Source organism: Baekduia alba (assembly GCF_028416635.1).
Classification (GTDB): Bacteria; Actinomycetota; Thermoleophilia; order Solirubrobacterales; family Solirubrobacteraceae; genus Baekduia; species Baekduia alba.
In genome coordinates this window covers 1,653,124-1,664,725 of the sequence record NZ_CP114013.1, presented here as the reverse complement: position 1 = coordinate 1,664,725, position 11,602 = coordinate 1,653,124, and the positions used below count along the sequence as shown (strand labels likewise).

At 72.1% G+C, this 11,602-nt stretch carries 11 protein-coding genes; 1 reads left to right on the top strand and 10 read right to left on the bottom strand.

Going from position 1 to position 11,602, the window contains the following annotated elements; all coding sequences use genetic code 11:
• Positions 1-3: 3 nt before the first annotated feature.
• Together DSM104299_RS08220 and DSM104299_RS08215 are read right to left on the bottom strand one after the other, a co-directional pair.
• Positions 4-510 carry a MarR family winged helix-turn-helix transcriptional regulator gene (locus DSM104299_RS08220; RefSeq protein ID WP_272476813.1) on the bottom strand — a complete coding sequence of 169 codons (507 nt, stop codon included), beginning with the start codon at positions 508-510 and terminating at the stop codon, positions 4-6.
• 56 nt (positions 511-566) lie between these two features.
• Positions 567-992, bottom strand: a complete 426-nt coding sequence (locus tag DSM104299_RS08215; protein WP_272476812.1) for a MarR family winged helix-turn-helix transcriptional regulator — start codon at positions 990-992, stop codon at positions 567-569.
• Between the two features lie 73 nt (positions 993-1,065).
• Between DSM104299_RS08215 and DSM104299_RS08210 the strand changes: the two genes are divergently transcribed.
• Entirely contained in the window at positions 1,066-2,487 is a 1,422-nt protein-coding gene (locus tag DSM104299_RS08210) for an MFS transporter (protein WP_272476811.1), read from the top strand.
• Between the two features lie 8 nt (positions 2,488-2,495).
• Here the strand turns inward: DSM104299_RS08210 and DSM104299_RS08205 are convergent, their stop codons facing one another.
• From DSM104299_RS08205 to rapZ, 8 genes are all read right to left on the bottom strand, one after another.
• A complete protein-coding gene (locus tag DSM104299_RS08205) occupies positions 2,496-2,897 on the bottom strand; it encodes a nitroreductase family deazaflavin-dependent oxidoreductase (protein ID WP_272476810.1) in 402 nt (133 codons plus the stop codon).
• An 11-nt stretch (positions 2,898-2,908) separates the two neighbouring features.
• Positions 2,909-5,566: a response regulator gene (locus tag DSM104299_RS08200; protein WP_272476809.1), complete on the bottom strand. Its 2,658-nt coding sequence runs from the start codon at positions 5,564-5,566 to the stop codon at positions 2,909-2,911.
• Between the two features lie 39 nt (positions 5,567-5,605).
• Complete coding sequence (gpmI, locus tag DSM104299_RS08195) at positions 5,606-7,099, bottom strand: 2,3-bisphosphoglycerate-independent phosphoglycerate mutase (RefSeq protein ID WP_272476808.1); 1,494 nt, start codon at positions 7,097-7,099, stop codon at positions 5,606-5,608.
• Between the two features lie 17 nt (positions 7,100-7,116).
• A complete protein-coding gene (tpiA, locus tag DSM104299_RS08190; protein WP_272476807.1) occupies positions 7,117-7,875 on the bottom strand; it encodes a triose-phosphate isomerase in 759 nt (252 codons plus the stop codon).
• The gene (locus DSM104299_RS08185; RefSeq protein ID WP_272476806.1) at positions 7,872-9,005 is read right to left on the bottom strand and encodes a phosphoglycerate kinase; all 1,134 of its coding nucleotides are present in this window, start codon (positions 9,003-9,005) and stop codon (positions 7,872-7,874) included. Before DSM104299_RS08185 ends, tpiA begins: the two co-directional genes overlap by 4 nt.
• Positions 9,002-10,003: a type I glyceraldehyde-3-phosphate dehydrogenase gene (gene gap / locus DSM104299_RS08180; RefSeq protein WP_272476805.1), complete on the bottom strand. Its 1,002-nt coding sequence runs from the start codon at positions 10,001-10,003 to the stop codon at positions 9,002-9,004. Before gap ends, DSM104299_RS08185 begins: the two co-directional genes overlap by 4 nt.
• Before the next feature lie 73 nt (positions 10,004-10,076).
• Positions 10,077-10,442, bottom strand: a complete 366-nt coding sequence (locus DSM104299_RS08175) for a VOC family protein (protein ID WP_272476804.1) — start codon at positions 10,440-10,442, stop codon at positions 10,077-10,079.
• A 76-nt stretch (positions 10,443-10,518) separates the two neighbouring features.
• Positions 10,519-11,430, bottom strand: coding sequence for an RNase adapter RapZ (gene rapZ, locus DSM104299_RS08170; protein WP_272476803.1), 912 nt, complete (start codon positions 11,428-11,430; stop codon positions 10,519-10,521).
• Positions 11,431-11,602: the final 172 nt, after the last annotated feature.

Below are 11,602 nucleotides of genomic sequence, written 5' to 3'. Positions count from 1 at the left end.
TCCTCAGCAGCCGCAGTCGTCGGTGCCGGCTGCCGCGCCGGCGCCGGGCAGCACGCGTGCCCACACATCGCCCAGCACGTCCTGCTCCTCGGGCGTGAGGTGGTCCAGGAAGAGCGCGCGGACGTTCGCGAGGTGGGTCTCGCGGGCGGCGGTCAGCTTCTCGCGGCCGGCCGGCGTCAGCTTCGCGAAGGCGCCGCGGGCGTCGCTGGCGCAGGACTCGCGGACGAGCAGGCCGTCGCGCTCGAGGCGGTCGACCAGGCGCGTGAGCCCGCTGCGGCTGAGGATCACGGACGACGCGAGGTCGCACATCCGCATCTTCTGCTCCTCGGCGTCGGCGAGGTACAGCAGCACCTCGTAGGACGTCAGCGGGAGGTCGTGCTCGCGGTCGAGCTGGTTGTCGAGGGCCTTGGACAGCGTGGCGTGGACGCGCAGCAGGCCGCGCCAGGCGCGCAGCTCGCGATCGTCCAGAGCGCCGGTCGCTACGGCCGGAACAGTCGTGGTGGTGGACACGAGACCAGCATGGTTGCACGAACAACCGCTGTGCGCCACCCCTGCGGGCGAGGTTGTCAGGCCCAGCCGTCGGCAGCCTGGCGGAGCAGGCCTTGCAGCGCCGCGCGATCGCCGTCGTCGAGCCCCGTCAGCACGTCGTCCTCGAGCGTGTCGAGCGCCTGCTCGGCCCGCGCCAGCGCCTTCACGCCGGCCGGCGTCATCTGCACGATGTGGCGCCGGCGGTCGGTCGGATCGCGCACGCGCCGGACCCAGTCGTGCTCCTCGAGCTCGTTGAGCAGCAGGACGCAGTTGTTGGCGTCGAGCATCAGCGTGTCGCCGAGCGCCCGCTGCGTGACGGGGTCCTCCTCGCGCAGGTAGTTCAGCGCGATGAACGACTTCAACTTCATCCCGAGGACGTCCTCGTTGGCGCGCACCAGCCGGTAGGCGCGCCGCGACACGCGCATCAGCAGCGCGATCGACCCGGACGTGGTGGCGTGGGACATCGAGGCCGGGATGGTAACAACGACGACGATCGTCCTTGAAATTAAGATCATCACTGTTACGGTGACGATCCATATGACCTCCATCGACCGCCGATACGCCGCCCTGGCCGTCGTCCTCCTCGCCCAGCTCATGGTGATCCTCGACACGACGGTGGTGAACGTCGCGCTCGGCGACATCGGGCGCGACCTCCACTTCTCCCCCGCCGACCTGACCTGGGTCATCAACGCCTACCTGATCGCCTACGGGTCGTTCCTGCTGGTCGCCGGCCGGCTCGGCGACCTGTTCGGCCGCCGCCGCGTCTTCCTGGCCGGCGTGCTGCTCTTCACCGCCGCCTCGGCCGCCTGCGCGGCGGCCGACGGCCAGGTCGTGCTCGTCGCCGCCCGCTTCCTGCAGGGCGTGGGCGGCGCGCTGGCCTCCGCCGCGATCCTCGCGCTGATCACCGTCGAGTTCCCGGACCCCGACGAGCGCGCCCGCGCGATGAGCGCCTACATCTTCGTCTCGGTCGGCGGCGGCTCGCTCGGGCTGCTGGCCGGCGGGGCGCTGATCGACGCGGCGAGCTGGCACTGGATCTTCCTCATCAACCTGCCGATCGGGATCGCGACCGTCGGGCTCGGCGCGCGCGTCGTCGCCGAGACCGGCCAGCGCGGCGAGGGGACGATGGACCTGCTCGGCGCCGCGCTCGTGACCGTCGCGACGATGCTCGGCGTCTACGCGATCGTCAAGGCGCCCGACCATGGCTGGCTGTCGGGCTCGACGCTCGGCCTCGCCGCCGCGTCGATCGCGCTGCTGGTGGCCTTCGCCGTCTGGGAGCGCCGCATCGAGCACCCGATCCTGCCCGGTCGCGTCCTGGCGATCGGCAGCCTGATGCGCGCCAGCGCGGTCCGGGCGGCGCTCGGCGTCGGCCTGTACGCGAGCTTCTTCCTCGGCGCCCTGTACTTCGAGCGCGCCCGCGGCCTCGGGCCGCTGACGACCGGCGTGGCGTTCCTGCCGCAGACGCTCACGGTCGCGGCGCTGTCGCTCGGCACGACCGCGAAGGTCGTCGCGCGCTTCGGCCCGCGCGCGACGCTGCTGGCCGGGATGGCCGCGACCTTCGGCGGCCTGGTCCTGCTGGCGCTCGCGTCGGCCGACGTCGCCTACGCGCCGCTCGTCCTGGCCGCGATGGTCCTCATCGGCCTCGGCGCCGGCCTGTCGTTCGTGCCGATCCTGACGATGGCGCTCGCCGACGTCCCGCCGGCCGACGCGGGCGTCGCGTCGGGCATCGTCAACGTGACCATGTACATCGCCAGCGCCACCGGCCTGGCGGTCGTCGGCGCGGTCGCCGACGAGCGCACGGGCGCGCTGCGGCGCTCCGGCCACTCCGCGGCCGACGCGCTGCTGGGCGGCTACCACCTCGGCTTCGCGCTCGCCGCCGGCGGCGTGGCGGTCGCCGCCGGCGTGGCCGCGCTCGTGCTGCGACCGGCACGGGAGCCGGCCGCGGCGCGGGCGGAGGCCTAGATGATGGCCTAGGCGCGTTCCAGGACCACGACCGGGATCTCCCGGTCGGTCTTGGTCTGGTACTCGTCGTAGGCGGGCCAGTGGCCGGTCATGATCGTCCAGAGCTCGGGCTTCTCCTCCGGCGTGGCGTCGCGCGCCGTGACCGGGAACTTCTCGCCCCAGACCTGGATCTCGGCCTGCGGATCGTTCTGGAGGTTGACGTACCACGCCGGCGGCTTGGGGTCGCCGCCCTTGGAGGCGACGATCAGGTAGGTGCCGTCGTGCTCGCCGTAGATGAGCGGCGCCTTGCGCTCCTCACCGGACTTGGCGCCGGTGGTGGTCAGGATCAACGTCTGGGTGTTCTCCCAGTCGTGGCCCTCCTCCCCGTCGGTCGCCTCGTAGCGTTCGATGTGTTCCTTGCCGAAGAGCATGGTCGTCAGTTCTACCCCACCCGTTGGCGCAGCGCACGGCGCGTCGACATCCAGGCGCGCTCGAGCCGGGCCGCCGCGTCCCGCAGGTCCGCGCCGGGCGCGGCGTCGCGGCCGAGGCCCTCGAGCTCGCCGGCGAGGTCGTTGAGCTGCCCGGCGCCCACGGCCAGGCAGCCGCCCTTGAGCCGGTGCGCGGCGCTGGAGATCTCGGCGTGGTCGACGCCCTCGGCGGCCAGCACGATCCGCTCGATGATCGACGGCGTCGAGTCGATGAACGCGCCCACGACCTCGCGCACGACCTCTGGCGAGAACTCGCCGGCGAGGTCGTTGAAGCGCGCCTCGTCGATCGGGTCGACGACGAACGCGCCGCCGTTGCCGTCGCCGATGCCGTTCCCATGGCCATTGCCTTGCTCGGCGCCTGCCCGCCCCGGCAGCCAGCGGGCGAGCATCGCGTCGACCTCGTCGGGCCGCAGCGGCTTGGCGACGTAGTCGTCCATCCCCGCCGCCAGGCACTTGTCGCGGTCCCCGGCCATCGCGTGCGCGGTCATCGCGACGATCGGCAGCCGCAGGCCGCCGTCCTCGCGCTCGCGGATGAGCCGCGTCGCCGCGTAGCCGTCCAGCTCGGGCATCTGGCAGTCCATGAACACCAGGTCGACCCCGCCCTCGGCCGCCAGCCGCACGGCCTCCAGGCCCGTGCCCGCCGCGACCGTCCGGTGCCCGCGCTTGCCGAGCAGCTTCTCCATCAGGATCCGGTTGACGTCGTGGTCCTCGGCGATGAGGATCAGCGCGCCCTCCGCGCCGCCGGCTGCTGACGCGTCCACCCGCTCCGCCTCCTCGTCCGTGCGCTCGCGCCGGCGCGCCTGGTGCGCGCCCGGCGAGTGGTACATGGCCGACGCGATCGCGTCGTACAGGCGCGACTGGCGCACCGGCTTGGTCAGGAACTCGGTCACCCCGACGTCGCGCGCGGCCGCGTGGCCCGTGCCCGACGAGGTCAGCATCACCATGCGCAGCGACCGCAGCTGCGGCGACTCGGTGATCCGGCGCGCCAGCTCCACGCCGTCCATCCGCGGCATGTTGAAGTCCAAGACCGCGACGTCGAACGGCTCGCCCCTGTCGGCGGCGCGGTGCAGCGCCTCCAGCGCGTCCTGGCCGTCGGGGCAGCTCGTCACGCGCATGCCCCACGAGCCCAGGTAGGCCTCCAGGATCCGGCGGTTGGTCGCCGTGTCGTCGACCGCGATCACCTTCAGCCCGCGCAGCTCGACCTGGGCGCGCACGTCGGCGAGCTCGCCCTCGGCGCCGTCGAAGGGCAGGACGAACGTGAACGTGCTGCCGCGCCCCACCGCGCTGGTGACGGTCAGGTCGCCGCCCATCATCCGGGTCAGCTCGCGGCTGATCGCCAGCCCCAGGCCGGTGCCGCCGAAGCGGCGCGTGGTCGACGCGTCGGCCTGCTGGAAGGACTCGAAGAGCCGCTGGAGGTCCTTCTCGGCCATGCCGATCCCGGTGTCGGCGACCGCGAAGCGGATCAGCGCGGCGCCGGCGTCGTCCTGGCCCTCGCGCGTGACCTCGACCGATACCTCGCCCGCGGGCGTGAACTTCACGGCGTTGGACAGCAGGTTGGTCAGGACCTGCGCGAGCCGGCCGCGGTCGCCCAGGACCGCGCGCGGCACCTCGTCGCCGAGGAAGACCGACAGCTCCAGGCCCTTGCCGTGCGCGGTCGCGGCCACGACGTCGGACGTCGTCTCCACGACCTCGCGCAGGTCGAACGCGCGCTCCTCGAGCTCGAGGTGGCCGGCCTCGATCTTCGAGATGTCCAAGATGTCGTTGATGACGCTCAGCAGCTGCTCGCCGGACGCGCGGGCGGTCGTCGCGTACTCGCGCTGCTCGTGGTCGAGGTCGGTGTCGAGCAGCAGCTCGGCCATCCCGATGACGCCGTTGAGCGGCGTGCGGATCTCGTGGCTCATGTTGGCCAGGAACGTGGACTTCGTCCGCGACGCCTCCTCGGCCTGGGCGCGCGCGATCGCCGCGGCGGCCTCGCGCCGGATCCAGCGCACGTTGAACGCCGCGAGCGCGGCGAGGCCGGCGAGCGTGAGGACGAGGCCCCCGACGCCGATGATCGCCGCGCGGGTGCTCGCGTCGTCGGCGCGGTCGGCCTGCCGGTCGGACTCGGCGAGCTGCGCGGTGCGGAACGCGTCGAAGCGCGCGCGCAGGTCGTCGAGCTGCGTCTTGCCGTTGGCGATCTGCGACCGGATGTCGGCCGGCGGCGTGTCGAGCGGGAGGGCGGCGGCCATCGCGGCCCACCCGGTGCGGTAGCCCTCGACGCGCTGCTGGAGCGCGCGCAGCTGGCCGCGTTGCTCAGCACCCTTCACCAGCGTGGCGAGCCGGGCCTCGGCGCCGGGGATCGCCTGCTGGGCGTCGCTGTACGGTTTGAGGAACTGGTCGTCGCCGGTCAGCAGCCGGCCGCGCACGCCGGTCTCGAGGTCGATGGCCAGCCGGTTGAGGCGCGACGTCAGCAGCGCCACGCGCTCGCCGTCCCGCGCGTCGTTGGCGTTGTCGTGCATCGACTTCACGCTCGCCAGCAGGAACGCGGAGATGATGCACACGAGCAGGGCGACCGCCGCGAAACCGGCCAGCGTCGGTCCCACGAGCCCCCTGCGATGGGCCCCCTTGCTCATCGTGCGCCGGAGTGTATTACGGCGCAGAAATCCTGAGTGTCAGTCGTCCGACACCAGCGAGCGGCCGGTCATGGCGGCGGGCTGGTCGATGCCTAGAAGTTGGAGCAACGTTGGTGCGACATCCGCAAGGATGCCACCATCCCGGAGCGTCAGGCCCTCGACCGTCACGATCACCGGGACCGGGTTGAGCGAGTGCGCGGTGTCCGGCGACCCGTCGTCCTCGAGCATCTCGTCGGCGTTGCCGTGGTCGGCGGTGATGAGCAGCGCGCCGCCGCTCTCCTGCACCGCGGCGACCAGGTCGCCGAGGCACGCGTCGACGGTCTCGACCGCCGTGACCGCGGCCGGGATCACGCCGGTGTGGCCGACCATGTCGGCGTTGGCGAAGTTGATGATCCCGAAGGTCGGCTCGTCCTCGCGCCAGGCGGCGATGAACTTGTCGGCCGCCTCGCGGGCGCTCATCTCGGGCTTCTTGTCGTACGTCGGCACGTCGCGCGGGGACGGCGCGAGCTCGCGGCGCTCGCCGGCCTCGGGCTCCTCCTCGCCGCCGCCGAAGAAGTAGGTGACGTGCGGGTACTTCTCGGTCTCGGCGACGTGCAGCTGCTTGTGCCCCGCCTCGGCGATGACCTTGGTCATGGTCGTCTCGGGGCGGCGCGGCGGGAAGGCGACCGGCCACGGCCAGCCCTCCTCGTACTCGGTGAGCGTCGTGTAGCGCGCGACCTTCGGGCCGAGCGCCTCGGTGAGCTGGCGCATCCGGTCCGGGCGGAAGTTGAAGGCGATGACCGAGTCCTGCGGGCGCAGCCCCGCCTCGCCGCCGACGGTCGTGGCCGCGACGAACTCGTCGCCGCGCTCGTCGCGCTCGTAGGAGTCGGTGACGGCCTGGACCGCGCTGTGGGCGTGGTGCGGCGAGACGCCGTCGAGCAGCAGGTCGACCGCGGCCTTCGTGCGCTCCTCGCGCTTGTCGCGGTCCATCGCGTAGTAGCGGCCGATGACCGAGCCGATGCGGGCGTGGGTGGGCGGGGACAGGTTCTCCGCCCACTCCTGAACCTGCGCGAGGTACCGCTCGCCGCCGCGGGGCGAGGTGTCGCGCCCGTCGGTGAACGCGTGGATCACGACGTCCGGGACGCCGCGCTGGCCCGCCAGCTCGATCAGCGCCTCGAGGTGCTTCCAGCCCGAGTGCACGCCGCCGTCGGAGACCAGGCCGATCAGGTGCACGCGCTCGAAGCCGTCCATCGCCGCGGCCAGCGCCTCGTTGTCGCCGAGGGTGCCGTCCGCGACGGCCTCGTCGATCCGGGTGAGGTCCTGCTTGACGACCGCGCCGGCGCCGAGGTTGAGGTGCCCGACCTCGCTGTTGCCCATCTGGCCCTCGGGCAGGCCGACGGCCTTGCCGCCCGCGGTCAGCTGCGCGTGCGGGTACTTGGCCCAGAGCGCGTCGAAGACCGGCGTGTCGGCGAGGTCGACCGCGTTGCCCGGTCCGGGCGGGGCCAGGCCCCAGCCGTCGAGGACCACGAGCACCGCGCGCGGAATCGGACCCACCCGCCCCAGGCCAGCCATCAGCGTGGCGCGGCGTCGATGATCGCCACGAACTGCTCGACGTCCAGCGACGCGCCGCCGATCAGGCCCCCGTCGCAGTCGGGCAGCGCCAGCAGCTCGGCGGCGTTGTCGGGCTTCATCGACCCACCGTAGAGGACGCGGACGTGCTCGGCGGCCTCCTTGGAGCGGTCGGCGACCAGCGCGCGCACGAACGCCAGCGCGTCTTGGGCCTGCTCGGCCGTCGCGGTCTGGCCGGTGCCGATCGCCCAGATCGGCTCGTAGGCGACGACGACTTCGCCGAGGCGCTCGACCGGGACCTTCTCCAGGCCCTCCTGGACCTGGTGGCGCAGGCGGCGCTCGGTGTCGCCGTTCTCGCGCTCGTCCTCGGTCTCGCCGACGCAGAGGATCACGGTCAGCCCCGCGTCCATCGCGGCCGGGACCTTGAGCTGGAGCACCTTGTCGGTCTCGCCGAACAGCTGGCGGCGCTCGGAGTGGCCGAGGACGACGCCGTGGACGTCGATCTCGGTCAGCATCGGCGCGGAGATCTCGCCGGTGAAGGCGCCCGATGGCTCGTGGTGCATGTTCTGGGCGAAGACCTCCAGGCGCGAGCCGCGCGTGGAGTCGACGACCGCCTGCAGCGCGGTGAACGGGACGCACACCGCGACGTCGACGTGCTCGGCCGTGGCGATGCGCGGCAGCAGCGACGCGACGCGGTCCTCGCTCTCGGCGATCGTGCCGTTCATCTTCCAGTTGCCCGCGATCAGCGGCGTTCTGCTCATGACAGCACCTCCACGCCCGGAAGCGTCTTGCCTTCGATCAGCTCCAGCGAGGCGCCACCGCCGGTCGACAGGTGCGTCACCTCGTCCTCGAGCCCGAACTGCCGGAGGGCCGCCGCGCTGTCGCCGCCGCCGACCACGGTGGTCGCCGACGTCTTGGCGACGGCCTCGGCCACGGCGCGCGTGCCGGCCGCGAACGGCTCCAGCTCGAACGCGCCCATCGGACCGTTCCAGAAGACGGTGCCGGCGTCCTCGATGACCGCGGCGTAGGCCTGCGCGGTGCGCGGGCCGACGTCGAGGCCCATCAGGCCGTCGGGCACGTCGACGCCGTCGACCGCGGTGACCGGCGTGTCGGCGCTGAACGCCTCGCCGCACACGGTGTCGACCGGGAGCTTGACCTTGTCGCCGCCGGCGGCGAGGACGCGCTGCGCCGGGGCGATGCCCTCCTCCTCGCACAGCGAGGAGCCGACGTCGTGGCCCTGGGCCTTGAAGAAGGGGAACTGCATGGCGCCGCCGATGAGGATCGTGTCGGCCTTCTCCAGGAAGGCCTCCAGGACGCCGATCTTGTCGGTGACCTTGGCGCCGCCGACGATCGCGACCAGGGGGCGGGCCGGGTCGGCGAGGATGCCGGTGAGCGTCTCGACCTCGCGCTGGAGCAGGAGCCCGGCGGCGCTCGGGAGGAGCTTGGCGATCGCGTGCGTGGACGCGTGCGCGCGGTGGGCGGCGCCGAACGCGTCGTTGACGTAGGCGTCGGCGAGCGCCGCGTACTTGGCGGCCAGCTCGGGGTCGTCCTTGGTCTCGCCCGGCTCGAAGCGCACGTTCTCGAGCATGACGACGTCGCCGTCGGGGACCTGGTCGAGGTCGGCCGCGAGCGTGACGTCGACGTGGAGCAGCTCGGTGAGGCGCGCCGCGACGGGCGCGAGGCTGTAGTCCAGGTCCCGGCCCTTCGGCCGCCCGAGGTGGGCGGCCAGGAGGAGCCGCGCGCCGCGACGGCGCAGCTCCTCCAGGGTCGGCAGGGCGGCCCGGATCCGCGCGTCGTCGCCGATGACTCCGTCCTTGATCGGGACGTTGAAGTCGACGCGGACGAAGACGCGCTGGCCGGTCAGGTCGCCGAGGTCGTCGAGGGTTCTCAAAGGACCTTCTGGACGAGGTCGACGAGGCGGTTGGAGAAGCCGTACTCGTTGTCGTACCAGGCCACGAGCTTGACCAGCGTGCCGTCGATGACCGCCGTCAGGCCGGAGTCGAAGATCGAGCTGTAGGGGTTGGTCACGATGTCCGACGAGACCAGCGGGTCCTCCGTGTACTGGAGGACGCCGGCGAAGTCGCCGGTGTCGGCCTTGCTCTTGAACAGGTCGTTGATCTCCTCGACGCTCGTCTCGCGCTCGGCCTCGAACGTGAGGTCGACCAGCGAGCCGGTCGGGAGCGGCGCGCGGACCGAGAAGCCGTTGAGCTTGCCGTCGAGCTCGGGCAGCACCAGCCCGACAGCCTTGGCGGCGCCGGTCGAGGTCGGCACGAGGTTGATCGCGGCGGCGCGGGCGCGGCGCAGGTCCTTGTGCGGCGCGTCCTGCAGGTTCTGGTCCTGCGTGTACGCGTGGATCGTCGTCATCAGGCCGTGCTTGATGCCGATCGCGTCGTTGGCCACCTTCGCGATGGGCGCGAGGCAGTTCGTCGTGCACGACGCGTTGGAGATGATGTGGTGCGCGTCCTTGTCGTACTTCTCGAAGTTGACGCCGAGGACGACCGTGATGTCCTCGTCGCTCGCCGGGGCCGAGATGATGACCTTGGTCGCGCCCGCGTCGATGTGCTTCTGCGCATCGGCGCGCTTGGTGAAGAAGCCGGTCGACTCGACGACCACGTCGACGCCGAGGTCCTTCCACGGCAGGTTGGCCGGATCGCGCTCGGCGAGGACCTTCAGGGGCTTGCCGTCGACGACGATCGTGTCGTCCTGGACCTCGATCGTGCCCGGGTACGGGCCGAGGATCGAGTCGTACTTCAAGAGCTGGGCGAGCGTCTTGGTGTCGGTGAGGTCGTTGACGGCGACCCACTCGATGTCGGCGCTCTTGGCCTGGGCGGCCCGGAAGAGGTTGCGGCCGATGCGGCCGAAGCCGTTGATCCCGACGCGTACGGGCATGCTCGTTGTCAGTCCTTCCTGGGGGCTGGCGAGTTCTGAAAGGGGACGGCGGACCCTATCGGTCCGCTCGGGGTCAGTGCCCGCCCGCGACGAGCTCGACGCGGAGCCCGTCGGGGTCCAGCACGTACGCCGCGTAATAGCGCGGGCCGTACTGGGGGCGCACGGCGGGCGGGCCGTCGTCCCGCCCACCTGTCTGGAGCGCAGCCTCGTAGGCGGCGTTCACGGCGGCGCGGCCGGCGGCCTGGATCGCGACGTGGCCGTAGCCGGGCGCGGGTGCGCGCCCACGCTGGACGATCCAGAAGCGCGGCTCGTGCGAGCCGTAGGCGATCGCCGCGGGCGCGTCGTGGATGCGCCGGATGCCGAGACGGGAGAAGACCGCGTCGTAGAACCGCGCGGAGGTGGCGAGGTCGGAGACCTCGAAGCCGATGTGGTCGATCACGGCGAAGCCTCGCCCAGCGGGCTCGTCTCGCTGCGCGAGCTCGCCCATAGGCTCGCTCGCACGGTGGCTGGCGTCTTCAAGCGCGGCGGCCGATGTCGCGGTGCTCGATCTCCACGACGACGTCGTCGCGCTCGCCGAAGCGGTGGCCGAGGTGCTCGGTGATCGCGACGGAGCGGTGGCGGCCGCCGGTGCAGCCGATGGCGATCGAGAGGTGGGCCTTGCCCTCCTCCTCGTACTGGGGGACGAGGAAGTCGAGCAGAGGCTCGAGCAGCGAGTAGAACTCGGCCAGCTTGCCCTCGCGCGCGACGTAGGCGACGACCTCGGCCTCGAGACCCGTCTTGGGTCGCAGGTCCGGGACGTAGTGCGGGTTGGGGAGGAAGCGGACGTCGAAGACGAGGTCGGCGTCGCGCGGCGGGCCGTGCTTGAAGCCGAAGGATTGGAAGGTGAGCGCGAGGCGGCCGCGGCGGTGGCGCGGAAGGAGCTCGTCGGCGATGCGGCGGCGGAGGTGGCTCGCCTTGAGGCCGGAGCTGTCGATGATGAAGTCCGACCGGTCCTTGATCGGGCCGAGCATCGCGCGCTCGGCGGCGATCCCGGACGCGATGGAGGACTCCGGCGCCAGCGGATGGCGGCGGCGGGTCTCCTTGTAACGGTCCATCAACGTGAGGTCGTCGGCGTCCAGGAACAGGACGCGCGCCGGCAGCTCACGGGCGTGCAGCTCGTCGATGACGCCCTCCAGGGGCTCGAAGAACTCGCCGCCGCGGACGTCGGAGACGACGGCGGCCCGCTCCACCTTCGAGCCCTCGTGCGTGAACAGCTCCACGAGCGACCGGATCATCTCCGGCGGGAGGTTGTCCACGCAGAAGTACCCCGCGTCCTCGAACACCGCCATCGCGGTGGACTTGCCCGCACCAGAGAAACCCGAGATGACCACGAGGTCTTCGAGGCGGGACTCCGTGGTCGCTGGTGCCGGCGTGCTGTCGACGGCCATGCGCACATGATGACGCGCCGGGCGGCGTGACCCGGAAGTCGGGTGTGCCGGACGGGCTTGGGCTCGGCCGCGGCCGGAAGTAGGGTCCCGGCCGGTGACCGAGCGACTGGCTCCGGGAGTGCGGCGGGAGAAGCCGCGGAGGTTCGTTCCGAGGTTCCACTGGGAGCTGCTC